At 33.5% G+C, this 26,317-nt stretch carries 28 protein-coding genes, 1 tRNA gene and 1 other annotated feature (1 of these 30 cut by a window edge); of the genes, 21 read left to right on the top strand and 8 right to left on the bottom strand.

Annotation, left to right across the window (positions count from 1 at the left end; translation table 11 throughout):
• The 21 genes from der (at position 1) to DTUR_RS06055 (ending at position 18,643) form a co-directional block, all read left to right on the top strand.
• Positions 1–1,284 (top strand): ribosome biogenesis GTPase Der, encoded by a 1,284-nt coding sequence (gene der / locus DTUR_RS05955; RefSeq protein ID WP_164931081.1) that lies wholly within the window; start codon positions 1–3, stop codon positions 1,282–1,284.
• Between the two features lies 1 nt (position 1,285).
• Positions 1,286–1,891 carry a glycerol-3-phosphate 1-O-acyltransferase PlsY gene (plsY, locus tag DTUR_RS05960; RefSeq protein WP_012583521.1) on the top strand — a complete coding sequence of 202 codons (606 nt, stop codon included), beginning with the start codon at positions 1,286–1,288 and terminating at the stop codon, positions 1,889–1,891.
• Positions 1,873–2,913, top strand: coding sequence for an NAD(P)H-dependent glycerol-3-phosphate dehydrogenase (locus tag DTUR_RS05965; RefSeq protein WP_012583522.1), 1,041 nt, complete (start codon positions 1,873–1,875; stop codon positions 2,911–2,913). Before plsY ends, DTUR_RS05965 begins: the two co-directional genes overlap by 19 nt.
• A 58-nt stretch (positions 2,914–2,971) precedes the next feature.
• A complete protein-coding gene (gene recA / locus DTUR_RS05970; RefSeq protein ID WP_012583523.1) occupies positions 2,972–4,042 on the top strand; it encodes a recombinase RecA in 1,071 nt (356 codons plus the stop codon).
• 43 nt (positions 4,043–4,085) lie between these two features.
• Positions 4,086–4,173: transfer RNA gene (locus DTUR_RS05975), tRNA-Leu, on the top strand.
• A 63-nt stretch (positions 4,174–4,236) separates the two neighbouring features.
• Positions 4,237–5,226 carry an ABC transporter ATP-binding protein gene (locus DTUR_RS05980; protein ID WP_012583524.1) on the top strand — a complete coding sequence of 330 codons (990 nt, stop codon included), beginning with the start codon at positions 4,237–4,239 and terminating at the stop codon, positions 5,224–5,226.
• Positions 5,219–6,208 carry an ABC transporter ATP-binding protein gene (locus DTUR_RS05985; RefSeq protein ID WP_012583525.1) on the top strand — a complete coding sequence of 330 codons (990 nt, stop codon included), beginning with the start codon at positions 5,219–5,221 and terminating at the stop codon, positions 6,206–6,208. Before DTUR_RS05980 ends, DTUR_RS05985 begins: the two co-directional genes overlap by 8 nt.
• A 4-nt stretch (positions 6,209–6,212) precedes the next feature.
• Positions 6,213–6,515: an Asp-tRNA(Asn)/Glu-tRNA(Gln) amidotransferase subunit GatC gene (gene gatC / locus DTUR_RS05990; protein WP_012583526.1), complete on the top strand. Its 303-nt coding sequence runs from the start codon at positions 6,213–6,215 to the stop codon at positions 6,513–6,515.
• Positions 6,512–7,963 carry an Asp-tRNA(Asn)/Glu-tRNA(Gln) amidotransferase subunit GatA gene (gene gatA / locus DTUR_RS05995; protein ID WP_012583527.1) on the top strand — a complete coding sequence of 484 codons (1,452 nt, stop codon included), beginning with the start codon at positions 6,512–6,514 and terminating at the stop codon, positions 7,961–7,963. The genes gatC and gatA overlap by 4 nt, the downstream gene beginning before the upstream one ends.
• 2 nt (positions 7,964–7,965) lie before the next feature.
• Positions 7,966–9,411 carry an Asp-tRNA(Asn)/Glu-tRNA(Gln) amidotransferase subunit GatB gene (gene gatB, locus DTUR_RS06000; protein WP_012583528.1) on the top strand — a complete coding sequence of 482 codons (1,446 nt, stop codon included), beginning with the start codon at positions 7,966–7,968 and terminating at the stop codon, positions 9,409–9,411.
• Positions 9,408–11,093, top strand: coding sequence for a GspE/PulE family protein (locus DTUR_RS06005; protein ID WP_012583529.1), 1,686 nt, complete (start codon positions 9,408–9,410; stop codon positions 11,091–11,093). Before gatB ends, DTUR_RS06005 begins: the two co-directional genes overlap by 4 nt.
• A 1-nt stretch (position 11,094) precedes the next feature.
• Positions 11,095–12,297, top strand: coding sequence for a type II secretion system F family protein (locus DTUR_RS06010; RefSeq protein ID WP_012583530.1), 1,203 nt, complete (start codon positions 11,095–11,097; stop codon positions 12,295–12,297).
• Between the two features lie 76 nt (positions 12,298–12,373).
• Positions 12,374–12,763, top strand: coding sequence for a type II secretion system protein (locus DTUR_RS09565; protein ID WP_012583531.1), 390 nt, complete (start codon positions 12,374–12,376; stop codon positions 12,761–12,763).
• Positions 12,764–12,811: 48 nt separating this feature from the next.
• Positions 12,812–13,273: a hypothetical protein gene (locus DTUR_RS06020; RefSeq protein ID WP_012583532.1), complete on the top strand. Its 462-nt coding sequence runs from the start codon at positions 12,812–12,814 to the stop codon at positions 13,271–13,273.
• Positions 13,274–13,315: 42 nt separating this feature from the next.
• Positions 13,316–13,765, top strand: coding sequence for a GspH/FimT family pseudopilin (locus DTUR_RS06025; protein ID WP_012583533.1), 450 nt, complete (start codon positions 13,316–13,318; stop codon positions 13,763–13,765).
• Positions 13,762–14,148 (top strand): type II secretion system protein, encoded by a 387-nt coding sequence (locus DTUR_RS06030; protein WP_012583534.1) that lies wholly within the window; start codon positions 13,762–13,764, stop codon positions 14,146–14,148. The genes DTUR_RS06025 and DTUR_RS06030 overlap by 4 nt, the downstream gene beginning before the upstream one ends.
• A 1-nt stretch (position 14,149) precedes the next feature.
• Positions 14,150–15,742 carry a lamin tail domain-containing protein gene (locus tag DTUR_RS06035; RefSeq protein ID WP_012583535.1) on the top strand — a complete coding sequence of 531 codons (1,593 nt, stop codon included), beginning with the start codon at positions 14,150–14,152 and terminating at the stop codon, positions 15,740–15,742.
• Positions 15,739–16,173: a hypothetical protein gene (locus tag DTUR_RS06040; RefSeq protein WP_012583536.1), complete on the top strand. Its 435-nt coding sequence runs from the start codon at positions 15,739–15,741 to the stop codon at positions 16,171–16,173. Before DTUR_RS06035 ends, DTUR_RS06040 begins: the two co-directional genes overlap by 4 nt.
• A gap of 1 nt (position 16,174) precedes the next feature.
• On the top strand, positions 16,175–17,563 hold the full coding sequence (locus DTUR_RS06045; protein ID WP_012583537.1) for a PilN domain-containing protein: 1,389 nt from the start codon (positions 16,175–16,177) through the stop codon (positions 17,561–17,563).
• Complete coding sequence (locus DTUR_RS06050) at positions 17,560–18,102, top strand: hypothetical protein (RefSeq protein ID WP_012583538.1); 543 nt, start codon at positions 17,560–17,562, stop codon at positions 18,100–18,102. The genes DTUR_RS06045 and DTUR_RS06050 overlap by 4 nt, the downstream gene beginning before the upstream one ends.
• 1 nt (position 18,103) lies before the next feature.
• Positions 18,104–18,643, top strand: a complete 540-nt coding sequence (locus DTUR_RS06055) for a hypothetical protein (RefSeq protein WP_012583539.1) — start codon at positions 18,104–18,106, stop codon at positions 18,641–18,643.
• Here DTUR_RS06055 and DTUR_RS06060 read toward each other — a convergent pair.
• The 8 genes from DTUR_RS06060 to DTUR_RS06095 all read right to left on the bottom strand — a co-directional run bounded on the left by DTUR_RS06060 (position 18,626) and on the right by DTUR_RS06095 (position 25,975).
• A complete protein-coding gene (locus DTUR_RS06060) occupies positions 18,626–19,408 on the bottom strand; it encodes a prepilin cleavage protein (RefSeq protein ID WP_012583540.1) in 783 nt (260 codons plus the stop codon). The genes DTUR_RS06055 and DTUR_RS06060 overlap by 18 nt on opposite strands.
• Positions 19,405–19,962: a type IV pilus modification PilV family protein gene (locus tag DTUR_RS06065; RefSeq protein ID WP_012583541.1), complete on the bottom strand. Its 558-nt coding sequence runs from the start codon at positions 19,960–19,962 to the stop codon at positions 19,405–19,407. Before DTUR_RS06065 ends, DTUR_RS06060 begins: the two co-directional genes overlap by 4 nt.
• Before the next feature lie 19 nt (positions 19,963–19,981).
• Positions 19,982–20,230, bottom strand: a complete 249-nt coding sequence (locus tag DTUR_RS06070; protein ID WP_012583542.1) for a hypothetical protein — start codon at positions 20,228–20,230, stop codon at positions 19,982–19,984.
• The gene (locus DTUR_RS06075; protein WP_012583543.1) at positions 20,221–21,927 is read right to left on the bottom strand and encodes a DUF4900 domain-containing protein; all 1,707 of its coding nucleotides are present in this window, start codon (positions 21,925–21,927) and stop codon (positions 20,221–20,223) included. The genes DTUR_RS06070 and DTUR_RS06075 overlap by 10 nt, the downstream gene beginning before the upstream one ends.
• 136 nt (positions 21,928–22,063) lie before the next feature.
• Positions 22,064–22,639, bottom strand: coding sequence for a prepilin-type N-terminal cleavage/methylation domain-containing protein (locus tag DTUR_RS06080; RefSeq protein WP_012583544.1), 576 nt, complete (start codon positions 22,637–22,639; stop codon positions 22,064–22,066).
• 10 nt (positions 22,640–22,649) lie between these two features.
• Positions 22,650–24,569 carry a DUF7305 domain-containing protein gene (locus DTUR_RS06085; protein ID WP_012583545.1) on the bottom strand — a complete coding sequence of 640 codons (1,920 nt, stop codon included), beginning with the start codon at positions 24,567–24,569 and terminating at the stop codon, positions 22,650–22,652.
• A gap of 31 nt (positions 24,570–24,600) precedes the next feature.
• Positions 24,601–25,170: a prepilin-type N-terminal cleavage/methylation domain-containing protein gene (locus DTUR_RS06090; RefSeq protein ID WP_012583546.1), complete on the bottom strand. Its 570-nt coding sequence runs from the start codon at positions 25,168–25,170 to the stop codon at positions 24,601–24,603.
• 1 nt (position 25,171) lies between these two features.
• Entirely contained in the window at positions 25,172–25,975 is an 804-nt protein-coding gene (locus tag DTUR_RS06095; RefSeq protein ID WP_012583547.1) for a type II secretion system protein, read from the bottom strand.
• Positions 25,976–26,232: 257 nt separating this feature from the next.
• Positions 26,233–26,317: a binding site (T-box leader), on the top strand (it continues 138 nt past the right edge of the window).

The raw sequence follows: 26,317 nt of genomic DNA on the forward strand, positions 1-26,317 counted from the left end.
ATAGTTGGAAGACCTAATGTAGGAAAGTCTGTACTTTTTAACAGGATTGTGGGAGAAGAAAAGGCTATTGTAGCGGATGAACCAGGAGTGACAAGGGATCCCCTTGTTCACTTGTGTGAACATGAGGGAAAATATTTTTATTTAGTAGATTCCGCAGGATGGGGTTTAACTGATGATTTAAGTGAGCTTATCCAAGAAAAAATACAAGAAGTTATAAACATAAGTGATCTTATACTTTTTGTCGTAGATGGTAGATCGGAGTTAACAGCCTTGGATCATGAATTTGTAGATATTCTGAGGAAGTCTGGGAAAAGAGTTATATTAGTAGTAAATAAAATGGAAGGAAGGATTGATCGGGAAGAATATCTTGCTCCTTTTACCGCCTTAGGACTTGGAGAGCCTTTCCCGATTTCAGCACTACATAAACAAAATCTATATGAGCTTTTAGATCTAATAATATCTTTAATACCAGCTCCCGAAGAAGTTTCTTCTGAGGACAAATCTATAAAACTTGCTTTTGTAGGAAGACCTAATAGTGGTAAGTCTTCTCTTCTAAATGCCTTAATTGGCAGAGATAGAAGTATAGTAAGTGAAATTCCTGGTACCACAAGGGATGCTGTTGACCTAATTTGGGACTTTAATGGCAAAAAATACATCATTGTAGATACGCCGGGATTAAGAAGACCAGCAAAAGTAGAGGAAGGCTTAGAAGAACTTTCAGTTCAGAAGACTCTACAGACCATAAGAAGAATTGACATTGCTATTATGGTGATCGATTTATCGGTAGGAATAAGGGAGCAAGAAAAAAGAATATTGCATTATATAGAAGATAAAGGAAAATCTTGTTTAATTGTTTTTAATAAGACAGATTTAATCCCATCTCTAAAGGAAAGAAGGGAATTTGAAAAGATAGTACCTCAAATTTTGCAGCCTTTTGACTATTTTCCATTTATTTTTACTTCAGCCATTAGAAATTATAATGTAAAGAAGATATTGCCCTGGGTTGATAAGCTTTTTGAGCTTAGAAATATGAGAATACCTACTTCTCAAATAAATAGGGCTATAGGAGAAGCTCTTTCTAAGACCAACTTTTCTAAAAAAGGAAAGATTTTAAAAATTTACTATGCTACACAAGTTGATGTGGCACCACCAACTATAGTGTTTTTTGTAAATGAACCTGAAATAATGAACAAAAATGTGGTCAAATATTTTGAGAAATTCCTCAGGAATTACTTTGGCTGGGTAGGAACACCTATAAAGATTGAAGTAAGAAAGAGGGAATAGTATGTTTCTAAAAATACTACTTGTGATACTATCTTATCTTATTGGCTCTATTCCAAGTGCCTTGATTGTAGGGAAATTATGGAAGGGGATAGATGTTAGAAACTATGGAAGCGGAAATCTTGGAGCTACAAATGTATTGAGGGTATTAGGGTGGGGACCAGCGGTTATAGTTGCTGTGATGGATGTAGGTAAAGGTATCCTTGCAGTATACTTAGCTCAAAGTTTTTTACATAGTGATTATCTTTTTGTACTTTTATGTGTTATTGCGGCTGTAATTGGACACTCTTTTCCCATATTTGCAGGATTTAGAGGTGGGAGAAGTGTTGGGGTTTCCTTTGGAATACTTTTTTACCTTTTTCCTAAGTCTTCACTGATCATCTTTTTTATTGCTATAATTATAGTAGCAGTTACTCAATACAAATCTGTGGCATCTATTACCTCTGCTCTTATTTATCCTTTTTTGCTTTATCATATAGAAAAGCCTCCGATGGAATATTTTATTGGAGTAATTTTAGTATGCCTTTTTATAATTTATAGGCATATTCCTAATATAAAAAGACTCATAAAAGGGGAGGAACATAAAATAAGTTGGAAGGTAAGAAGATAAAAATTGCTGTGTTTGGCAGTGGCAGCTGGGGAACAGCACTTGCAAATGTATTATGTGAAAAGAATTATAAAGTTGTACTATGGGGTAGAGACAAAGAGAAGGTAAAGAAAATAGAAGAATTAAGAGAAAATATATATTATTTACCTGGTTATAAGCTTGCTCCATCACTTGAAATTACTTCTAATATAGATTATGCTACAAAAGATACAGATATTGCTATTTTAAGCATTCCTATTCAAGGATTGAGGGAGTTTTTAAAGGGAAATAATACCTATTTGAAGAGAGCAGGATTTTTTGTTAATACAGGAAAAGGTATAGAAATTCTTACTTTGAAAAGACCCTCTGAAATAATAAAAGAAGAACTCGATGTAGATTTTAATCAAATTGCAACTCTCTCGGGTCCAAGTTTTGCAAAAGAGGTTATGGAAAAAAAACCTTTAGCTATTGTAATTGCGTCCTCTGACTTAAATACAGCAAAATATTTACAAGACATTCTAAGTCTATCTTTTATGAGAATATATAGAAGTGATGACATAGTAGGAGTTGAAATCGGCGGAGCTTTAAAAAACGTAATAGCTATTGCAGCGGGCATTTCAGATGGTCTTGGTTTTGGATATAATGCAAAAGCAAGCCTTATTACTCGAGGGCTTGTTGAGATAAATAGAATGGCAATTTTATATGGGGCTCATCCCTTTACCATATTAGGACTTTCAGGCTTAGGAGATCTGATTTTAACCTCTACGAGTGCTCTTAGTAGAAATTGGACTGTAGGTAAATTAATAGGTGAGGGTCTAAGTTTAGAAGAGGCTATGAATAAGCTTAATGGTATGGTAGCGGAAGGGGTCTATACTGCTAAATCTGCTTATTATATATCTCAAAAAACTAATGTGTATATGCCTATTACTCAGGAAGTTTATAAGGTGCTTTATGAAAATAAACCCCCCCATGAGGCTCTATCTTCATTACTTTCAAAAGAATTAAAACATGAGATAGATGAGGATTTTCAATTCAACTTGTTATAAAATTTTTGAATTGATATAATTAACTTAAAGAAAAAATCAGAGGTGAGGTATTTAGTGTATGGAGAAAGAAAAAGCTTTAGAGTCAGCTATATTTCAGATTGAAAAACAGTTTGGTAAAGGCGCTATAATGAGATTAGGAAGTCAAGAAAGATTTCAGGTCCCTGTTATTCCCACAGGTATTCTTACTTTAGATTATGCTCTTGGAGTTGGTGGAGTACCAAGGGGAAGAATAATAGAACTTTTTGGTCCTGAAGGATCAGGTAAGACTACTGTTGCACTACAAATTATAGCTTCTGCTCAAAAAATGGGTGGAGTCGCAGCTTTTATTGATGCAGAACATGCCTTTGATCCTAACTATGCAAGGAAAATTGGGGTAAATCTAGAAAATCTTTTAATATCACAGCCAGATACAGGTGAACAAGCCCTTGAGATTGCAGAAATACTTGTGAGAAGTGGAGGGGTAGATGTAATAGTCATAGATTCAGTTGCTGCTCTTGTCCCTCGAGCTGAGCTTGAAGGAGAAATGGGAGACGCCTTTATTGGCCTCCAGGCAAGATTAATGTCTCAAGCATTAAGAAAATTGACAGGAGTAATAAGCAAATCTAAAACTGTTGCTATTTTTATTAACCAATTAAGGGAAAAGGTGGGAGTATTTTTTGGAAATCCTGAAACTACACCAGGTGGTAGAGCATTAAAGTTTTATGCATCAGTGAGAATAGATGTAAGAAAAGCTGAATCTATGAAAGAAGGAAGCGAGGTCACGGGTACAAAAGTCAAAGTTAAAGTAGTAAAGAATAAGGTTGCTCCACCCTTTAGAGAAGGGGAATTTGAACTTATTTATGGGGAAGGAATATCAAGAGAAGGCTGTATTTTAGATGCAGGAGTTGAGGCAAAGGTAATAGAAAGGAGTGGAACGTGGTATATTTACAAAGATATCCGATTGGGACAAGGAAGAGAGAATGCAAAGACATACTTGAAAGAGCATCCTGAAATTGCTGATGAGATAGAAAGAGAAGTAAGAAAGCTATGGGGATTTGAGGAGACGCAAGCGGAAGGTAATAAAGAAAGTTCTAAAGAAGAAGAGAAGGAAGTAAAAGAAGAGAAAACTATAAGAAAGTCTACAAAATAATCTTGACAGGCAAAATAAAGCTTTATATAATCTTTAAAGAAATGCCGAGGTGGTGGAATTTGGCAGACACGTAGCATTGAGGGTGCTATGGGCATAAGCCCGTCCGGGTTCAAATCCCGGCCTCGGCACCAAACCTTAAAAATAAAACTCTTCCCATCTTGGGAAGGGTTTTATTTTAAAAGGAGGAAACACTTGTGAACGATCTACTTCTTGAAGTAAAGAACTTAAAAACGTATTTTTTTACTGATGAAGGGATTGTAAAAGCGGTAGATGATGTAAGTTTTAATCTCCACAAAGGAGAGAGCTTAGGTATAGTGGGAGAATCAGGTAGTGGGAAAAGTGTAACAGCTCTCTCTATAATGAGATTGATTCAAGATCCTCCGGGAAAGATTGTTAGTGGTGAAGTCTGGTATAGGGGAGAAGATCTCCTTAAGAAGAAAGAGAGCGATATGAGAGAAATTCGCGGTAATAAAATCTCTATGATATTTCAAGACCCAATGACTTCTCTAAATCCTGTATTTACTATTGGTGATCAAATAATGGAAGCAATTATTTTGCATCAGAAATTAGATAAGGCTTCAGCAAGAAAAAAGGCTATAGAGATGTTAGAACTTGTTAGGATCCCTGAAGCAAATAAGAGGGTAGATGAGTATCCTCATCAATTTAGTGGTGGAATGAGACAAAGGGTTATGATTGCTATGGCTCTGTCTTGTAATCCTGAAATACTTATTGCAGATGAGCCTACCACAGCTCTTGATGTAACTATTCAAGCTCAGATTTTGGATTTAATAAAACAGCTTCAAAGGGAATTAGGTATGTCCTTAATACTCATAACCCATGATATGGGAGTAGTAGCAGAAACCTGTCATAATGTCCTTGTGATGTATGCAGGAAAAGTAGTAGAATACGCCGATGTTAAAACCATATTTAAAAAACCTGCTCATCCTTATACTATAGGTCTCTTAGAATCGGTTCCTAGACTTGATATAAGAAAAGAGAGATTAAAGGCAATAGAGGGTCAACCACCCGATTTGATATCTCTCCCTAATTACTGCTATTATGCAGAAAGGTGTCCGTATAGAACTTCTGAATGCTTTGAGCAAATACCAGAGCTCGTAGAAGTTGAACCAGGACATTATTCTCGCTGTATATATGCTAAAAACCTCGGGAGGTCCTATGAATAACTTTTCAGAAGAAATTATAATAGAGGTAAAAAATCTTAAGAAGTACTTCCCTATAAAGAGAGGAATAGTTTTATCTAAACATGTAGGTGATGTAAAGGCTGTTGATGATGTGAGTTTTTATATACGTAAAGGGGAAACCCTTGGTCTTGTGGGAGAATCAGGTTGTGGTAAAAGTACTGTGGCAAGAACCATTATAAGACTTCTTGAACCAACAGATGGACAGATTATTTTTGATGGTATTGATATTACAAAACTTCCCTCAAGAGATTTAAGAAAAATTAGAAAAGATATGCAGATAATATTCCAAGATCCATATTCTTCTTTAAATCCAAGAATGACCGTGAGTGAAATCATAGGAGAGCCATTAAAGGTTCATGGTATTGTTAAGAATTCTAAAGAGAAGGAAAGAAGAGTGCAAGAGCTTTTAGATCTTGTAGGACTTGCTCCCTACCATGCCACAAGGTACCCCCATGAGTTTTCAGGTGGACAAAGACAAAGAATAGGAATAGCAAGAGCTCTTGCTTTAAATCCTAAATTCATAGTGGCTGATGAGCCAACTTCGGCATTGGATGTTTCCATAAGATCTCAGATAATCAACCTAATGCAGGATCTACAAAAAGAGTTTAAATTAACTTATCTTTTTATCTCCCATGATTTAGCAGTTATAAGGCATATATGCGATAGAATTGCAGTAATGTACTTAGGAAAAATTGTAGAAATAGCTAATAATGACGATCTATATAATTCTCCTTTGCATCCCTATACTCAAGCCCTACTTTCCGCAATACCTATTCCAGATCCTGAAATGGCAAAAAAGAGAAAAAAAATAGTACTTACGGGAGATGTGCCAAGTCCTGTAAATCCTCCTTTGGGTTGTAGATTTCATCCCAGATGTCCCAATGTGATGGATATATGCTCTAAAGAAGAACCAAAGTTAAAAGAAATTAAGCCGGGCCATTTTGTGGCCTGTCATCTTTATTGAAGCTATGGAAAAAAGAGATTTTAAAGAACAACTTAAGAAAACTGCTCATCTTGCAAGATTATATCTTACTCCTGAAGAGGAAGAGCTTTATGCTAAGCAATTACAGGATATTCTTGACTACTTTAAAAAATTACAGGAAGTGGATACTTCAAATATAGAACCTATGGCTCATGTATTGTCTCTTTCTAACATTTGGAGAGAGGACGAACCCAAAGGGAGTATATCTCAAGAAGAAGCCTTTAAAAATGCTCCTGAGATTGAGAATTTGGGATTTAAAATTCCAAGAATAATAAAGAGGGAAGAATGAAAACTATAAAAGAGATAAAAGATCTTTACAAAAATAAAGAGGTAAGTATTAAAGAAGTTGTTGAATACTACATTAACAAGATAAAAGAATGGGAACCTTATATCAAAGCCTTTCTATATGTACCTTATGATAATATAGAAGAGCAAGTTAAAGATCTGGAGAAAAAAGATTCTAAACTTCCTCTTTATGGTGTTCCCATTGCCATAAAAGACAATATTTTGACAAAGGATATAAGGACTACTTGTGCATCAAAAATCCTTGAGAACTTTATACCACCTTATGATGCTACAGTGATCAAAAGACTAAAAGAAAATGGTGCTATTATAATCGGCAAAACTAATTTAGATGAGTTTGCCATGGGATCTTCTTGTGAAAATTCTGCCTTTGGACCTACAAAAAATCCTTGGGATATAGAGAGAGTTCCTGGAGGATCCAGCGGAGGATCTGCTGCGTGTGTCTCTGCAGGCGAAGTTCCTGTATCCTTAGGATCCGATACAGGAGGATCCATTAGGCTTCCTGCATCTTTTACGGGAGTTATTGGCTTAAAACCGACTTATGGATTAGTTTCCAGATTTGGACTTGTTGCTTTTGCATCATCCTTAGATCAAATAGGACCCTTTGGAAGAACAGTGGAAGATATAGCAATAGTACTTCAGGTTATTGCAGGACATGATCCTATGGATTCTACTTCGTCTCCATATGAAATTCCTAATTATTTGGAATCTTTGGGAAAAAGTGTAAAAGATTGGAAGGTGGGGATTCCAAAAGAACTTTGGCAAAAAGGGGTTTCAGAAGAGGTACTTATCATATTGGAGAAGTCTTTTGATGTTTTTAAAGAAATGGGTGTAAAAGTTGAAGAAATATCTCTACCTTCTTTAGAATATGCTCTTCCTGTTTATTATATAATCTCTACCTCGGAGGCAAGCTCAAATCTTGCTCGTTATGATGGGGTAAAATATGGTTATAGAGATTTTTGGGCTGAAGATCTCATATCTATGTATAAACAAACCCGAGGAAAGGGATTTGGGAGTGAGGTAAAAAGAAGAATAATTCTTGGCACCTATGCTTTAAGTGCAGGATACTATGATGCATATTATTTAAAGGCTACAAAAGTAAGAAGATTGATAAGAATGGAATTTGAAGAAGCATTTAAAAAGGTGGATATTATAGCATCACCTACAAGTCCTGTTTTGCCTTTTAAGCTTGGAGAAAGAATTTCAGACCCATTACAAATGTATTTAACAGATATAATGACTATTCCTGTAAATCTTGCAGGAATTCCAGCTATATCCATGCCTGCTGGTTTTTATAATAATCTTCCTGTAGGAATCCAATTTATGAGCCCCTTCTTTACAGAAGATAGGTTACTACAATTTGCCTATATTTATCAACAGTTCATGAATTTTTCAGAAAAATATCCTGACCTTCCTAATAAGGAGAGAGTATAGATATGTATAAACCTGTTATTGGGCTTGAAGTACACGCTCAACTTTCTACAAAAACCAAATTATTTTGCTCTTGTAGTACTGAACATGAGAACCTACCTCCAAACACTAATGTTTGTCCTATTTGTATGGGATTTCCTGGGACTTTACCAGTGGTGAATAAAAAGGCAGTGGAATATGCTATAAAAGCTGGAATTGCTTTAAATTGTGAAATATCTAATTATTCTAAATTTGACAGAAAGAATTATTTTTATCCTGATCTTCCTAAGGGGTATCAAATTTCTCAATATGATTTACCTCTGTGCAGAAATGGATATATAGACCTTTATGTGGATGGAGAGATAAAAAGAATAAGAATAAAAAGAATTCATCTTGAAGAAGATGCAGGAAAGCTTCTTCATATAGGTTCTGGTGATAGACTTTCTGAATCTGATTATAGTCTTGTAGATTTCAATAGGGCAGGTATACCTTTAATTGAAATAGTTACAGAACCTGATATAAATTCTCCAAAAGAAGCAAGACTCTTCTTACAAGAGTTAAGATTAATACTAAGATACCTTGGTATAAGTAGCGGTGACATGGAAAAAGGCTCACTACGGTGTGATGCTAATATATCTATTCAGACAGAAGAGGGTAAATTTGGAACAAGAACAGAGATTAAAAATGTGAACTCTTTCTTCTCTCTTGAGAAGGCTTTGGAGTATGAAATAGAGAGACAAGTTGAAATATTAAAAAGGGGAGAAGAAGTTATTCAAGAGACAAGACATTGGGATGAAAAGAATCAAAAAACTATAAGTTTAAGAAGTAAAGAAGAAGCTGAGGATTATAGATATTTCCCAGAGCCTGATCTTCCCCCATTAATTGTAACAGAAGAGATGAGGGAGAGATTAAAGAATGAAATTCCAGAACTCCCATCTAAAAGAAGAGAGCGATACTTAAATTTAGGACTTTCTCCCATAGAAGTGGAGATTCTTGTCTCCGATAAAGATCTTTCAGAGTTTTTTGACAAATCTCTAAGGATCTATAACAACCCTAAAAATCTTCATAGTTGGTTATCGGTAGAGATATTAAGTTATTTAAATGAAAACAAAATTGAATTTAAAGATTTGGAAATTGAGCCTGAAAAATTTATAAGGCTTATAGAGATGGTGGATAAAAATGAAATAACAAGACCTGTTGCCAAAGAAGTTTTAAAAAAATATCTCTTCCAAAAAGAAGATCCTTTGGTTATAATAGAAAAAGAGGGGTTAAAGACTGTTTCCGATACTTCTTATTTACAAGACGTAATTAAGAGGGTTATATCAAATAATCCGAAGGCGGTGGAGGATTGGAAGAAGGGTAAAAAGCAAGTTATAAACTTTTTGGTAGGGCAGGTGATGAGGGAAACTAAGGGCAGAGCGAGTTTGGATATAGTTAAAAATCTTCTTGAAGAAGAATTAAATAAATTATGAAAGAAAAAAAGCCTTTAGGTGAATACTTATTAGAACAGGGGCTAATTACTAAGGAACAGTTAGAAAAAGCCCTTGAAGAGCAGAAAAAAACAGGTGCAAAACTTGGACAAATTCTCATTGAAAGAGGATATGTAAAACCAGAGGATATAGGAAAAGTTTTAGAGAGGCAAAGTGAGATTCCATATATTTCTCTTACCGAAGTTCAGATAGATGAAAAGCTTGCAGGAAGCTTTTCGGAAAATCTGCTGAGAAGATATAAATTTATCCCTATAAAAAGAGAAGCAGGAGTTTTGCATGTAGCAGTTGTTCCTCCTATTGACCCTGCAATCATAAACGAGATAAGACGAATTGTCAAATCTCCCATAAGAATTTTTATTACCACTGATAAGGAATTTAACCAAATAATATCAAGGCTTTTCCCCTTAGAAAAAACTACTCTTTCCGTGGTACAAGATTTTCAGAGAACTGCACCAGAACCCATGGTAGAGACTCTACCTGCTATAGGAGTAGAGGAAGCCCCTATTGTAAGGTTGGTTTCTTCCATAATAAATGAGGCAATAAATAGAAATGCCAGCGACATCCATTTAGACCCTCAAGAGAAAGAAATGAAGGTAAGATATAGGATACATGGAATACTTTACGATATAATGGCTATTCCAAAGGAGATCCAAGATGCAGTAGTTACAAGAATAAAAGTAATATCGGGAATGGATATAGCGGAAAAAAGAAGACCCCAAGATGGGAGAGCTACTTATAGATATGAGAATAGGATATTTGATCTTCGTGTAGCATCCATAGGTACCACCTATGGTGAGATGGTGGTAATAAGACTTTTAGATAAGACAAAGGTGCTTATTGAACTTGATAGATTAGGGATGTCAGACTATGATCTGAAGATTTTTGAAAACCTTATAAGAAGACCTTTTGGGATGATACTTGTTACAGGTCCTACAGGGAGTGGAAAAACTACTACTTTATATTCAGCCCTTAATGTATTAAACAAACCTGAGGTGAATATAATTACCCTTGAAGACCCTGTAGAATATGCTTTACCAGGAATAAACCAAATTCAAATACAACCCAAAATAGGCATTGATTTCGCAGTAGGACTTAGAAATATCTTGAGACTTGATCCAAACATAATTATGGTAGGTGAAATAAGGGATACTGAGACATTAAATACATCCATTGAAGCTGCGTTAACAGGACACCTGCTTTTGAGTACCTTTCATGCTAACGATTCTGTGAGTGCTATAGCAAGACTTGTTCAAATGGGAGTTGAACCTTTCCTTATAGCTTCATCCTTAATTGGTATTGTAGCTCAAAGGTTAGTAAGAACCATTTGTCTCTCTTGTAAGGAAGAATACTATCCTTCACCAGAAGAAGCAGAAGAGCTTGGCTTAACAAAAGAAGAGAGTAAAAACATAACCCTTGCTCGAGGGAAAGGGTGTCTCTTTTGCAATTACACAGGATATACAGGTAGAACAGGAGTTTTTGAGATTCTTAGAATTACAAAGAATATAAGAAACCTAATAACCTCAGGTGCATCTATTGATGAGATAAGAAGTGCAGCTCTTAATGAGGGAATGAAAACCCTATTCATAAATGCAAGAGAAAAGGTCTTAAACCAAATTACTACTATTGATGAAGTAAGAAGAGTTATAGCCTGGGAGGAAGATTAACTTGCCTTCTTATAGATATGTAGCAAAAGATCTCCAAGGGAAAATATATAAAGGTATATTAGAAGCTTCTTCTGAAAGAGAAGTAAGAAAACTTTTAAAGGCAAGAAAATTATATGTAGTTTCTATAAAAAAAGAAACAGGACTTTGGAAAACCCTCACTTATAAGAAAAAAGTTACCCTTCCTGAATTAGTACTTTTTACTTCTCAATTTGCCACTCTCCTTAGATCTGGGATTATCTTAACTGAGTGTTTATCAACCCTTGCATCTCAAACTGATAATGCCTACTTTAAAGATGTACTCCTTGATGTGAGAAAGAATGTAGACGCTGGGTTGAGCCTTTCTGAAGCCCTATCTAAATATCCTGATGTATTCCCAAAAATATTTATAAGCCTTGTGAGAACAGGAGAGGTTACAGGAAGCCTTGATTTAATGTTGGATAGACTTTCCAAATATTTTGATTCCCAACATGAGCTTAGAGAGAAAATAAAATCTGCAACTACCTATCCCACCATTGTTATAATTGCAGCCATAGTGGTGGTAATCTTTATGTTGACTTTTGTGGTCCCAACCTTCCAAAGAATTTATGGAAGAACCAATGTTCCTCTTCCTTTTCCTACAAGAATTACCATTTTTCTTGGCAATTTTGTAAAAAATAATATCTTGATTATATTAGTCCTTTTAGCTCTTCTTATTGCGGGAGCAAGACAAAGTTTAAGAAACAAAAAAATAAAAAGATGGTGGGATGAAAATAAGTTGAAAATCCCTAAGATAGGAAAATTATGGAGACAAGTGCTTCTTACAAGATTTTCTGGTACCTTTTATGTCCTTCTCACAGGAGGTATTTTGATAACCCAATCTTTGGAAATATTAGAGGATGTAATAGGAAATCTATATTTTTCAGAACATTTAAGAAAAATACTCTCGGGAGTCCTCGAGGGAAGAAACCTATCGGATATGATGGACGAAGAAGTTTTTACTCCTCTCTTAAAACAGATGGTAGTAATAGGGGAGAGAAGTGGTAGACTTGATACCATGTTAGAAGAATATACAAAATTTGCAGAAAGAGAAATAGATATAGCTACAAAAAGACTTACCGCTATGATTGAGCCTGCCTTGACCATATTCTTGGGGGTTGTGGTATTCTTTATTGCCATCTCCATGTATCTTCCCATGTTCAATATGGTAAGACTCTTTAGAAGATAAATTGAAAGCTATTAAAAATGTGTTATAATAAAAAAAATTTTAAAAATATAATAAGTACGAAAGGAGGTGAATAATTTTGAAGAACAGTAAAGGTTTCTCCCTTTTAGAACTCTTAGTAGTAATTGCAATTTTAGGAATTCTCGTAGCTATTGCTCTACCAAGATATTTTGATGCAGTAGCAGACGCAAAGAAAGCAGCTCAAAAATCTAACGTAGCAATTATAAGAACAAGCCTTGAATATTATAGAAACAAAAATAATAAATATCCACAATTAACAGAATTCAATTCATTTATATCAAGCCAAACCTATTTTGCAGAACCTCTTGTATGTCCATATAACAACAAAACTTATTCAGTAGTTGATCTTACAGCAACTTCTACATACTGGGGAACATCAGGTAATGAACATTATCTAGGATATACAAGCACAGATAACTCATATACTTTAGTCTATACTGCTCCTTAAAAAACTACAACCCGGGGAAACTCCCCGGGTTTTTATTAAATTTAGTAAATGAAGATTTTCTCAATCTTTTCCCTTAGAAGATACAAGAGAGGTATAATTTATGTTATACTTATCAGTGTTCTTCTTTTTTCGTTATCCATGCTTTTTCACATCTTCTATTGGCTAAGGGTAAACACTTTTATTTTATCCCATGAAGTTATTATAAATTCCAAATATGCTTTGGAATTATCTATAACTAAAGGAGAAAGAATAATATATTCCTTTGAATATTCACCTAAACTAAATACTATACTTTTTTATTGGATTTATGGAGAAAAAAGTAAAAAAGTATATCTTCAACCTCAGCTTTTACCTTCGGAAATAAAGGGGATAAGTCCTACAAATACTTATACTTTTTATTTTGACAATGGGAATTTATATCCTGAAGGAGAGATTCTTTTTTCTACGTATTTTTATAAAAAAGGAGTAAAGTTTTATAAAAACGGAAGAGTTGTTTTTGTGGACAAATGATTTCTCTTGTGTAATATTTATTTTTTTATTAAAATTAAAAATATGAAAAGGGGTTTTAGCTTCATTGAGGTTATTGTAATAGTTAGCATTCTTGCTATTCTGCTTGGAATAGCTCTTATATCCTTTAGATCTTCGCCTGACAAAAAACTGATTTTGGAGAACATAGTAAACCAATTTAAAGAAGATATTAGATTCGTAAGACAAAGGGCAATTATAAATAAAACTACTTGGACTCTATCTCTAATACCTTCTCCCACCTATACCACTTATACTTCTTATACTTTTTTAGATGATAAAAATAAAACGGTCTTAAGAACTCTAACAAATCTTGATCAAGTAAAATCTACAGCAACTCTTTTTTCCTTTGACAAAGATGGAATTTTTACAGCGGATGCTTTGGAAACTTCTGCTACTTTAACTTTTCAAATTGAAACCTATTCTGCCACAATAAGGATAAACCCTATGGGCTATATTGAGGTTACAGGATTATGAGGAAAGGTTTAACCTTTTTAGAGGTTCTTATTGCAGTACTTCTTTTAGGTATTATTATGTCGTCAGTAGGTGTTGCAATCTCTTACATATTAAGAGCTGATGAGTATGAAAACATGATGAATATCTGTTTATATCTTACGGAAAAGAAATTAGAAGAATATAGAAAAGCAGTTCTTGCCAATTGGAACATTTCTTTTACTTACTCAGGAAACTTTGCAAATATTGGATATACTGATTTTTTTTACAGTCTAACGGTATTTAATACTACCTATTCTTTAAAACAAATATTTTTACAAGTATGGAAAGAGGAAAACAATAATAATAAATTAGATGATTTTGAGCCAGAGACTATAATTATTACTTATATTTCAAGAAGGAATTAGTATGAAAAAGGGATTAACTTTTATTGAGATTTTAATAACCATACTTATATTAGGGCTTATAGCCATCTTGCTGGTAAATATTTTTTTTAATACTAACGGGTTGTTCTCACAAAAGTTGCAAGAAAGAGAGTCAATAAGTAATCTTCAAATCATTATAGATAAACTTACAAGGGATATAAGACAAGCAAAAGAAGTTTTAGATATAGGTTCTTCTACTCAAACTCTGGGTTACGTAGTTTTATCTTTTCCCTCAGGAGATCAAAGTACTTATTCTTATACTTATTACAACGGAAAGTATTATTTTACTGTTGATGGAGAAATTCTTGCAGGGCCTATAAAAGAAATAATATTTACAGGACTTGATGATAACTTGACATATACCATGTTAACTTCCTCTATAAGAACCCTCTCCATAAGTGTTACTATGGACGATGGAAGGTATATGAGTACTATGGTGGCTTTGAGACCTCAAATAGTTCCTCAAATTACAGGAATATTCATCTCCGAGATCATGTATTATCCTGCTCTAAGAGATAGACAAGGAAATAATGTAAATGAGAACCTAATGGAGTTTATAGTAATTAACAATGCAACTAATTCTCCGCTAAATCTTTTTAATTGGAAGATTAATAACCATGCAATATCTAACACTAGAAGTGGTACTTATACGGTACCAGCCTATGGTTGCGCTATTATAGGGGTTTCAGGCTCAAACTTATCCACTCATTATTTTGTTCCCAAGAATTATATTATCCTTGAAGTAGCTGATGCATATTTAGGTCAGGGGAACAACCCCCTAAACAATAATAGTGATACATTAGTACTTCAAGATAGTAATAATGTAACTATAGATAAATTAACTTATAGTAGTAGCTGGGGAGGACAACCTCAAGGAAATAGATATTACTCTTTGGTAAGAAAAAGCATACAAAATCCATCTCAGGATCCATCTAATTGGATAAGTAGTATCTTTAAGAATTACTCTGTTCAAAATATTGATGTATATTGCCTTGTTCCTCCCGTTTTAATAAACGAAATAATGTATTATCCAGCTCCTTATGATAAAAATCGAAGATCTAGAAATGAAAGAGATATGGAATTTATAGAAATATACAACGCCTCAAATCAGACTATTAATATTCGAAACTGGCGAATAAACGGCAATACATTATCTAACCTTGTTTCTGGAAACTGGGATCTTTCTCCAGGAAGTTATGCAATAATAGGAGGAAGTTGGTCTAGATTAAATAATTATTATAATTTACCGGCAGGTACTACTTACATAAAAGTGAATAACAGGGGGCTTGGTGCAGGTGGAATAGAGCTTTCTGATAGTGGAGCAACTATAACCTTGTCCGATGCTAATAACTTGGTTGTAGATCAGGTAAGTTATTCCTATACTTGGGGAGGTTCTCCTTCAAGTTCTGGAAATTATAGGAATTATTATTCTCTTGAAAGGGAAAAGTGGGATGCATCTCCTAATGATCCTTCTAATTGGGGAAGTAGTAGCAATTTAAATTATTCTGTTTTTATTAATCCTTTAACTTATTATGTATATTGCACTCCGGGAGGAAAGAATTCCAATTCACCATGAATAAAGGCCAAATTCTTATTACAGTTTTATTAATTATTGCCATGTTGAGTCTTATCTTCTCAGGACTTATCATCTTCTGGGAAGGTAATATATCTAAGGTCTCCGCCCAGATTGCGGAAAAGCAAGCTCTCTATTTGGCAGAAGGTATGGCTGAGATGGCTATTTATAGTTTAATCTGGTTTACTGGTATTCCTACCTATACCACTTTTGGTCCTATAACTTTTTCCTATACTAATTTTTACGGTATTGCAAAATCTGATTTTACTTATAGTCCTACAGAGAGCTCCTTTATAATAACTTCTAATGCAATTGTTACTGTTATATATACTGGACAAACTTATACCTATTATAGGTCCTTAAGATTAGAAGGGATAAGAATTGGAACTTCGGTTCCTTATTCTCTTACTATAATAAACTGGGTGGAGGAGTAATATGATTGGAATTCAATGGCTTAATGGAAAATTAAGGATTGCGAGGATTTCTAAAAAAGGAAAAAAAGTAGAGCTGAGAGATTATATTGAAGTAGAAATTCCTACGGGAGATTTTTGGAATAGAGGATTAGAAGAAGTAAATTTAGTTAAAGAGAGAATTGAGAAGGTCTTTAGGGAAAACAAAATAAAAGACAAAGAAATTGTTATGCTTTTTGAAAGCAAAGATATATCTCTAAGGACCTCAGAATACCCTTATATGTCTATAAAAGAGCTTGAAATGGCAATTCTTGATGATCTTGAAGAGTATCAAGCCTTTGATGAAAATTATAGTCTGTTTACCTTTTCCATGCTTGATCAGGATAAAAGTAAGATAAGAACTACTGTAGCCACAATTCCTAAGGTAATAGTTAATACTTGGGAGAGCATCTTTAAGAATTTAGGATGTAAGCTTGTTTCTTTTGAGCCATCTTTTGTCTCAGGGACAAGGTATATTCTTTGGTCGGGTAAAAATAAGTATCCCAATGGAATTATATTTATAGGTAATGAGACCACAGATTTAGTTTTTATAAAGGAAAAAAAGATTAATTCTATTATAAACTTAAGTGTGGGAATTAATGATTTCTATAACTTAGATGAACTATCCTTTGATACTACCTTTTTAAGCTGGCAAGAAGAGTTGATTACTTATTTAAACAGTGCTTTTTATGAACTTGGAGATAAAAATATAGTAATATTTGGAGAAGATGAAAGATATTTTAAGGTTGCAGAGAATTTTGTAAAAAATCTATCCTTAGATTACAAAGTAGATATCATAGAAAATCTCAATATTTCCCTTTTGGGAACAGCATTGTATGACGTAAATATACTAAGGATCAATTTTATAAAAGAGAGGATTCTTATAGATAGAGAATTAATCATAAGATCCCTTATTTCCTTTCTTCTTGCTCTTTCTTTAATCTTTCCTATAAATTTCTATTTTGATTTAAAAATTAGAGATTTGGATAGGAAAATAAACTATCTACAAAGCGAAATTCTCAAATACAATGATCAAATTTCTAATTTGAGGAAAGAAGTTGACAATCAAAATGCAATGGTACAAATACTAGAAAAATGGCTTGAAGAAAGATCTGCAGTATCTCTTCCTTTTATCTTTCTTTCCGACTTAAGATATTTTATCCCTAAAAATGTATGGCTTACAGCTCTTGATATTGGAATTGATAAAAAATTAATTATAGAGGGATACAGTCTTGATACCGAAGGAGTTGCGGATTTTTTGCTTGCATTGTCTCGTTATGAGAGGATTAAAAGTATTAAATTAGAAAGCGCTATTTTAGAAATTATGGAAAACAAGGAAGTACAAAAATTTAGGGTGGTGGGGTATATAAAATGAGAAACAAAATACATCTATACATTTTTACCATCGTTTTACTTCTTGGCTTGATTTTATTTGTAATGCCAAAATATTCTCAGGTAAGTAAGAAAGAAAGGGAGTATAACACAAAAAGATTAGAGTTAGAAAATGCCATAGAAAGCATAGCCACATTAAGGGATACCTTAAATAAAATAGAAGAAAGAAGAAGGGTTATTTTTGCGGAGAGAAATCTTCTTTTTTTAAGAGAAGAGGAAATTCCCATATTTTTTAAAGATCTGAGCATAGTGATAAAAAGAAACAAAATAACGAGCTTTGAGATAAAACCTTCTGATTTTGAGGAGATACAAGATCTTCCTGAAAATTTCCCTTTGAAGCTCAAAAAATTGCCTATTAACTTAAAGCTCATAGGAAATTACAATCAATTTATAGACTTCTTTAGGGATCTTTATGACGAGAGTTATCCTATAAGCTTTAATCAAGTTCAACTCATGAGTAGCGAGAACCTGTTAACTCTTAATGTAATTTTTGACGTATATGTCCTTGAAGGAGGGGAATAATATGAAGAAGATAGACTATTTATTAAGTACTTTTCTAATTGCCTCCTTAGGATTAAATACTTATCTTGTAGTTAATGTTGACAGACTCTTAAGGGAGGATTTTGAAGAGATAGTATTAGCAAAAAAAATATCCTTTGTTAAACAAGATGCAGAAAAAATAGAAGATATTAAGGCAATAAAAACTATGGATGGCATTAGAAAAAATTATAGGTTATCTTTAGGAAGAGATGATCCTTTTAAACCACTAATAAAAGTGGAAAAAGAAAAGATTAGTATCAAGAATTCTGTATCCATTGATAAGACTGTTCCAAAGGTTGTATCTGAACTTGAAAAGCCACCCTTTATCTTAAGAGGAATACTAAAGGGAGAGTATAGCGAAGTAGCAATTTTAGAAAGAGTTGGAAGGGAAGAGAGTTTTGTGGTTGAAAAAGGTAAAGAAATAGATGGATATCATATAATTAAGCTTGATATTAACAATAACACTATTACTCTACGCAAAAATAATAAAGACTACATCCTGAAATTAGTAGGAGATAGGTAATTCCTCTAAGAATACCGTTCCATTGAAGGTAACGTCTCTTGTTCTTACTATATTTTGATACCTTCTTTGAATGCTTAAAGAAACTTGCACCTGTTGAATATTTGTATTTCTTGAAGGAATAGTATCGGTATAAGTAGTTAAAGAGTATGTATTGTTTGACGGATCCAGAGTACTATAATCAATTACATAATAGCTTACAGTAAAGCCGTTGGGTACTATGTAATCCGCAATTATTTTTGGAAATTCTCCAGAAGTAAAGGTTATATTTGTAGGATAATTAGTGATTTTTCCTATCTTTAGAGTCTTAGATGTGCCTGTAAAAGCGACAGTAATGGTATAAGTAGCGTATTGAGGGCTCCAATTTATAAATTTTCTATAATATAAAAGCATTCTTGCATTTGGAAGAGCACTATCTGTAGGAACTCTTGGTCTTGTTAAGTAGACATTTAAAAAGTAACCTCCTGAGGAGGCAGGGGTGATTGTAAGAAGTTTATCATAACCAATTCTTTCATTTATATTAAGATTAAAATTTGAACTATCGGAAAGCCTTATATTTACATTTGGAGGATATATAAAAATACTCTTTAGCACAGAATCAAGGATGTTGGTTTTTGCTGAATTAAGATACTCGTATATTTCTCTATCAAGTTTTTGAGAAATAAAATCCCTCTGTACTGACATCCATATGGCGAAGGTTAATGCAAGTATAATAAATAGTATGAAGAGAGAAATGATTAATTCAACTAAGCTCATTCCTTTTTTCATGGTCTTGTAACTACCCCCGCAAGTTCTGCCAAAGGATTTTCATACCTTTTTGGCGGTGCACCACTTCCAGGCTTATGTATACTGGTATTAATTTCTCCATTTGGCTTCGCATAGTACACCCTCACCGTAATTCTCTTCATTATGGCAATAGAAGATCCCGGACTTTGATAATCTTTGACAAGAAATTGTACTACATATTTAGGTGCTCCATTTACCTTAGGAATGTTATAAAAATCCGTATATAGTCTGTCATTTTCAGGTGGATCTGCAGGAATTGCAGGTCTTATGGTAGGTATTGCAGGGATTGCTCTTGTACTATTTACTTCATTTTCTACTAATGCATCAAAGTTTGCTTCGCTACTTCCCGCCCAAATTTTTGTTGTCTCAATAATATTTTTGGCAATATCCTGAGCTTCAGCTCTATCTCTTGCTCTTTTGTTTAAGGCATAGCTCCAAATAGTAGCCCCCGTTAAACTAAGTACTAATATCATCAAGATAATGGTGAATACCACTACTCCCACTAAAGATTGTCCTTTTTCCTTATCTATTCTCACACCATCACCCCCCAAGATTTTATTCTACAAACTCCACAAAGGGAGGATAAGGACCCTTTTCAGGTGTGTTATTAATATTTAAAGTGTTGGTTGACTTAACTGTGCTTTCAATCTCCAAATTTATATCCTTTTCCACTCTTTCCTTCATCTCCTTTGGTGATGTATATTCATTGAAATTCCTAATTGAAAATATTTTAAAGATCAATATGACTATGAAAATAGCTATACTTATAATTAACAAAACTTTGTCAATATTTTTTATTTCCATATTTCCCTCCAAGAGTCAATGAAAATCCATCTTTGGGTTTGAGGATTGCCTTCTTGTATAGTTCTTCCTGTGGTTGGGAAATAGGGTGGAGCATAGCCTGATCTCATTCTATAATCGTACCAAAAATCTCTACCATAACCACTTGTTGGAATTGGGTTTCCATTTCTGTCTGTGGAAAAGGTACCAAAAGCTCCATAGTTTTTAGAGATAATACCTCCTAAAAGATGTACATCCCCAGCTGGGGGTCTCGTGCTATAATTTGCTACCTGTACCACACCGTTTGGAGCCATAAGTACTGCATGAATATTTGGATCTCTCAATACATTTCCACTACTATCTTTTGGATCAATAATTATATTGCCAGTTTCTGCAAGAAGTCCGAGCACATTTACAGCATCTGGATTGTTTCTTGGATCATCCTCATAGGTCAAATGATTTGTAATGGTAATGTTACTTTTAGCAACCACTGTAATCCTTTGATCTTTCTGTACCATACCTTTTATACTTGTGACATTTCCATTAACATAAATAACTCCATTAGGGGCTTTATTTATCTCTATAATTTGATTTCCTATTTTTACATAGGTTTTGTTATTTTTGACATCAACTGTAAATACATAAGTACTCGATCCCTGGGTTATAGTATAAACTGATCTACCCAAGGAATCCTTTCCAAATTCTATACTGGTATCACCCTGTATATATATTCCACCGCCATTGGCTATAGTTATGGTATATATTCCGTTAGGAGGGGCAGTGTTTCCAGGAGGCAGTCCAAGATAGTTTCTTATTACCGAATAAGTGGGACTGTACGTAGGAAAATTATCATTTGGAAAGTAGGAAAGGGCAGCATAAAGCTGAGTATAAGCTACAGTAGGAAGATTGATTGCAGGAGCTCCCCTTGTAAATCCCTTCGCAAAATAAGGGATATCTCTTGGAGGATTGCTATCTGCTGCAAGTTGTCTTGGATTTCCACCATTATAGAAGTATGCGGTTGTAGCTACCGATGAAACTTCATCAAAAAATTGTGGAGTATAAGCAAAAGCAAATTGTCCATTAGTATGAACAGGTCCATAGAACTTTGTTCTATCAGTAAACCAGACCCTTGAACCATCGCTCATTAAGTGTCTATCGGTAAACAATGCAAACCTAGCAAAATTTTCTTTTCTTAGCACTCCTTCGATTTTTCCCGTGACGGTAACTTGAAGGGTTATGGTAGGATTAAAATTTACTTTTTGTCCGAGACAGGTTATAGTATATACATAAGTATAGCTAACTTCGTCGGTTGTTCCACCTCTTGTTATTGCAGTGTAGTTTGCTAAACTAAAAGAGTAATCTAAAATGGAGTAAACAGTATTAGGATCTACCTGGGAAGTATTTGTATAAATATAATTGATAGTATTAATAAAATTGGTATTATTTTTTGATAAAAGGGAGGATAAAAAATTCTCATCTATGTCTGTTAATTTTCTTCTTGTTAATTGGTCTTTTAAGTAGTATCTTGCAGTGGTGAGAACGGTTTTAATTCCTACTTGAGTAGCGTATAGTACTTGATCTCTTGCTTGACTTCTACGGGTAAAGAAGGACTGTTCAATGGGGAAATTTACCACAAGAGCAATCAAAGCAGTTATAAAAATGGCAAAGGTTATAGCTGTTATCAGGCTAATATCACCCTTTTCCCCTTTTTTGATTCTCATTTGTTAACACTCCTTATTAAAAATTAAGATTTTTCTAAAATAAATTATACACCTAAAAACGTAAAAATAAACACAGTTATTTCCAAACTAATAGGGTTTGAAGTTTAGATTTGGTTTTTTAAGTTTTAAAATATATCTATAGAGATATTTTACCTGTTGCCATTATTTTAATTGAATAGGATAAATTTATACTCATACTCTTGCCTGTTATCACCACCCCATTATTGTCTATATTGCTATCTGAATACAAAGTTCTACCACTTAATAAATTAACAATTTTAGCTTGTCCTCTAATTTCATTAGCATTTCCTCCAGCTTTAAACACAACCCCTAAATAATTTTTGCCGTTAATACTCACAGTAGGAGAAATAAATTGTAACTTTATATTCTTAGGCAGTTTTACAATTTTAAAATAACGAGAATTAGCATCTCCTGGTACAAAATGTATATTGTAAATTTGAGGATTTTGTAACATTCCATATTGCATGAACTCAATATAATACTCATCCTCTCCTATGTAGGCAATAAGATCTTGCTGCTGAACAATTGCCTTTTCTCTTGCAATCCTTAAATCTTGAGCAAGTTGCCACATTATATTTTCCAAAGTCTTTCTCTCATAGAAATTTCTTAGAGTTGGAATACTCGCTATTGCAATAATGGCTAAAACTGCAATGACAATATATAACTCTATTAGACTGAACCCTTTTCTCATAGCTCGGTCCTTACATCTTTATATTTATAATAGGATTTAGAGAGCTTACATAATTCTCAGAAACAGTCTTAGTTATAATCTCTGCCCATCTGTTTCTTAATACTTTTCCTGAAGAGGAAAAGGCTTCAAAAGAAACATTAACATACTTCAATGGCTCTCCCATCAATGGTGGTGGAGAAACAGTATTATTAGCGAGTCTGTTATCATAAACAATATTTTGGCTCCCGTTGAAGGTAACTCCTTGAGTAGTTCCATAACCACCTCCAATAACAGCTCCAAATATGGTAGAGCTTCCATTAAAGGTAATGTTACTGTATGGAGCATACATTAAACCGTGATATTCTACGCTTCCATTAACTACTATTCCTCCATTTGTTCCTTGCCCTAAGGAAACAAGAGCTGAAATACTTTTATCGTCAAGATATTTAATTCCTTGTGCTCCATTGAATTGAATCTTCTTGGTTGATATTATGGTTCCTGAGCCTTTTATCTTAACTATTCCGTTAAAAATTACATCTCCATTTACCCAAATAACTCCAGGAGAATTAAACTCAAGGGTACAATCACCATTAAAAGTGAGATCTCCATTAACATATAGAGCTACAGGAGGATTAGATGAGGTGGAGTTTATTTTTACATTTCCAGTAGCATTTAAGGTCAAGCTACCGTCTATGTAATAAGGAACGTTTGTTCCATCATATTTTCTTCCATTTACTACAAGGGTATAGTTACTATAAGTAGATAGTGATCCTTTTTGGATTGCACCGTAAGAACTTGCTATCTGTTTTATTTGCTCCTCTAAGGGAAGGGGAATTTCTGGTAATGATTCCTTTTGGTTGTAAATTATTTGTCCTTGAATATATGGTGCTCCAGTTATAGTGATAGGATTTACCTCTTGAGGCTGTGAAGTTATCAGATTCCCATATATTCTTGGAGCTCCATTTAAAACTATTTTTCCATCTACATATAAATCTCCATTAGTATATGTAGATGTATAGGTTCCATTTGGAGATATGTTGCCTGAGTATATATCTAAGGCTCCATTTATGGTTAAGCCATTTCCAGACCAAACTGCATGAGTAAAAGCAGGAGGTGTTATAGTGTTAGTATAATCCTTAATAATCTGGGCTAAGATGCTTCCAATTTTGGCAGAAGAATAGATAGATCTAATTCTATTTGGACTACTTAAATAGTAGGCTGTAATTCTTATCTGAAACTCGCCATTACTTCCATTATCATCATTGTATTGCACATTTGTTCTTATTACTATCCATCGAGAATTTATTTTAAAATTATAATCAAGGTCAGAAAGCCTATAAACGTTGCTTGAATAAAACTCCTGCAGCAATGTACTCCCATTTATTTCAGATAAGTTAGGAACTAAATAATATATCCCATTACTATTTAATCCAACTACTTTATACAGCCTTTTATCAGATAAATCGTATAAATATGTTCCATAATTGTCTAAAATATCCCATAATGATCCAGGAGTTTTATTTGCTTGAATATAATTACTATAACTTGCTCCTATATCCTGATAGGGATTTAAGCTGTTGTTTAAATTAACTACTTCGCCACCATTAATTTTTGAGAGCAAAAAGCTCAAAACGTAATATGCTGATGCTTTTTTAATCATGTTTTCATCAGTTAATTTTGTAGATATGATACTCAGGTTTTTATAAATATCTGAATTAACATTACGGGCAGATAGAGATAAAAATTTAGGGAAATCACTTATAGTAAGGAGTGTGTTATCAAGCATTAAATCACAAGCGACAAGGAGATTATCTGACATTTTTTCTTCACTAAAAATGGTATCCTTGGTTAGGGCTGTATTAAGAAGAGTTATTGAGATTCCAAGAAATATTAAACCCAAAACCAATACTAACACAATAGTAGAGTATCCTTTTTCTGTAATTTTAATCATATTAAACTCCCCCCAGTCAGAAAAGATTAATTTACTGTCTTAAAGAGATCAAAAAAATCCTGTACATATTTATTGTATTTCCGTAGGGAAGAAGAGACTCTGCGAAGATCTCCACCTCCACAACTTTTGGATCCCAATAAGGTCTTCTTATGATTATGTTTTTGAACACCTTATTAGTTAAAGGTTGACTGCTGATGACACTTTGATATGTAAATCCACCATCGGTAGATAGATTTAGACTATAAAGCACCTCTCTCATTCCTTTAGAGTTAGGAGCTCCAAAAGAGTAGATTATTTTTCTGATCTGATTTTTATCATCTCTACTATTGAATTCAATTAATTTATTTTGACTAAAATCAGCGAAGTTATCAGAATATGTAGAATATGCCGGAAAGGTTATAGTATAAGCCTGTCTTAACTCATTGGACAATTGTTGAATAAAAATATTTATATCATCAAGAATTTCATCATATACTTGTTGAGATCGAGATATTTGAAAAGAGTAGAGAAGAGCACCAAAAATAAGGGAGAAGATAATCATAAATATGATAATAACTATCAATGTTTCTATAAGAGTAAATCCCTTTTCTCCTTTCCTCATGTTATTCTCCCCAGGTCATTATTTGGCTTGATACCTCATAAGAATATTCTCTATTCCCATAAACCCAAAAAACTTTCACAAGAACATCATAAAATTGCACATGGTCTGGCTCGTTGGGGTATCTTTTTCTTGCCACTATTCGGGTAAGAACCCTAAAACCCTCATAATTTGTTGTGTTCTTTAGTAAATTACTATCATTTGTGTAGTGAGGATCATAATCAAAGGAAGTAGGATCAGTTTTTCGTGTGTCATCTGTGTAGATCTTTGGAGTATAATTTTCTTTTGCCCTAAAAATATATTTTGGTATATTTTTTGAGTACTTAATTATGGGGAGTAAGTTGGTGCTTTTATCTCTATTATTATTAAGATTGGGATCAGAAACTCCATAGGGTACAAAACCTTGTAATACAGAGTAAAAAGCTTGAGGATTATTGTTATAAGTTTGGTAGGGAAGGCTAGGGCTAATATTAATACTTAAAGGATTTCCATTTATGTCTACCAATCCAGGATAATAATGAGAAGAGTCATTTCCTAAAGTATAACTGTTTCCATAGCTTAAGCCATATTTAGCATCTATAATAGATCCTTTTTCAGGATTGTTTTGACAAGTTATGTTTCTTGCCTTTATATACTCCATTGTATAAAAAGCTATGTTTTTAGCTATTTCTGAAAGTTCAGTCTTTTTAATTTTCTCTCCAGAGGAGACAAAAACTGGAAGAGAAAAACTCATAATGATAAGTAGTATGGTCATACTAACGAGAAGTTCTACTAAGGAAAAGCCTTTCAAATTTTTAAATAAGCTCACATCTTTCCTCCGATTTGTATCTGTTTTCTTATGGAACTGATTTCTTTCTTTTTTTAATTTATACCCAAAATTTTTAAAATTTATTCAACTATTTAAATAAATAAAGAAAATTGACTTATTGTTCTATAACTTTACATAATATATATTATCGGAAGTAAAATAGAAAATTTGAAAATTCTTTTATAAATTTATCTCATACCCTCTTTACAAAAAAAACATACTATGATATCATTACTGACTAAAATAAATCCTAAAAATCAATGGCGATGAAGAGGAGTAGTACGTAATTTCCCATATTTACAGAGAGCCAGCATAAGGTGAAAGCTGGTAATATGGGATTAC

The organism is Dictyoglomus turgidum DSM 6724, from assembly GCF_000021645.1.
Lineage (GTDB): Bacteria > Dictyoglomota > Dictyoglomia > Dictyoglomales > Dictyoglomaceae > Dictyoglomus > Dictyoglomus turgidum.

What these genes read in the sequence shown, in the direction of transcription:
- DTUR_RS06040 (WP_012583536.1), top strand. Translation starts at nt 15,739, where the DNA reads ATGAATAAAGGCCAAATTCTTATTACAGTTTTATTAATTATTGCCATG.
- gatB (WP_012583528.1), top strand. Translation starts at nt 7,966, where the DNA reads ATGTATAAACCTGTTATTGGGCTTGAAGTACACGCTCAACTTTCTACA.
- DTUR_RS06090 (WP_012583546.1), bottom strand. Translation starts at nt 25,170, where the DNA reads ATGAGGAAAGGAGAAAAGGGATTTACTCTTATAGAAACATTGATAGTT.
- DTUR_RS06075 (WP_012583543.1), bottom strand. Translation starts at nt 21,927, where the DNA reads ATGAGAATCAAAAAAGGGGAAAAGGGTGATATTAGCCTGATAACAGCT.
- plsY (WP_012583521.1), top strand. Translation starts at nt 1,286, where the DNA reads ATGTTTCTAAAAATACTACTTGTGATACTATCTTATCTTATTGGCTCT.
- DTUR_RS06070 (WP_012583542.1), bottom strand. Translation starts at nt 20,230, where the DNA reads ATGGAAATAAAAAATATTGACAAAGTTTTGTTAATTATAAGTATAGCT.
- DTUR_RS06085 (WP_012583545.1), bottom strand. Translation starts at nt 24,569, where the DNA reads ATGATTAAAATTACAGAAAAAGGATACTCTACTATTGTGTTAGTATTG.
- recA (WP_012583523.1), top strand. Translation starts at nt 2,972, where the DNA reads ATGGAGAAAGAAAAAGCTTTAGAGTCAGCTATATTTCAGATTGAAAAA.
- DTUR_RS06080 (WP_012583544.1), bottom strand. Translation starts at nt 22,639, where the DNA reads ATGAGAAAAGGGTTCAGTCTAATAGAGTTATATATTGTCATTGCAGTT.
- DTUR_RS06035 (WP_012583535.1), top strand. Translation starts at nt 14,150, where the DNA reads ATGAAAAAGGGATTAACTTTTATTGAGATTTTAATAACCATACTTATA.
- gatA (WP_012583527.1), top strand. Translation starts at nt 6,512, where the DNA reads ATGAAAACTATAAAAGAGATAAAAGATCTTTACAAAAATAAAGAGGTA.
- DTUR_RS06060 (WP_012583540.1), bottom strand. Translation starts at nt 19,408, where the DNA reads ATGAAAAAAGGAATGAGCTTAGTTGAATTAATCATTTCTCTCTTCATA.
- DTUR_RS06055 (WP_012583539.1), top strand. Translation starts at nt 18,104, where the DNA reads ATGAAGAAGATAGACTATTTATTAAGTACTTTTCTAATTGCCTCCTTA.
- DTUR_RS06045 (WP_012583537.1), top strand. Translation starts at nt 16,175, where the DNA reads ATGATTGGAATTCAATGGCTTAATGGAAAATTAAGGATTGCGAGGATT.
- DTUR_RS06050 (WP_012583538.1), top strand. Translation starts at nt 17,560, where the DNA reads ATGAGAAACAAAATACATCTATACATTTTTACCATCGTTTTACTTCTT.
- DTUR_RS05985 (WP_012583525.1), top strand. Translation starts at nt 5,219, where the DNA reads ATGAATAACTTTTCAGAAGAAATTATAATAGAGGTAAAAAATCTTAAG.
- DTUR_RS06020 (WP_012583532.1), top strand. Translation starts at nt 12,812, where the DNA reads ATGAAGATTTTCTCAATCTTTTCCCTTAGAAGATACAAGAGAGGTATA.
- gatC (WP_012583526.1), top strand. Translation starts at nt 6,213, where the DNA reads ATGGAAAAAAGAGATTTTAAAGAACAACTTAAGAAAACTGCTCATCTT.
- DTUR_RS06005 (WP_012583529.1), top strand. Translation starts at nt 9,408, where the DNA reads ATGAAAGAAAAAAAGCCTTTAGGTGAATACTTATTAGAACAGGGGCTA.
- DTUR_RS06030 (WP_012583534.1), top strand. Translation starts at nt 13,762, where the DNA reads ATGAGGAAAGGTTTAACCTTTTTAGAGGTTCTTATTGCAGTACTTCTT.
- DTUR_RS06025 (WP_012583533.1), top strand. Translation starts at nt 13,316, where the DNA reads ATGAAAAGGGGTTTTAGCTTCATTGAGGTTATTGTAATAGTTAGCATT.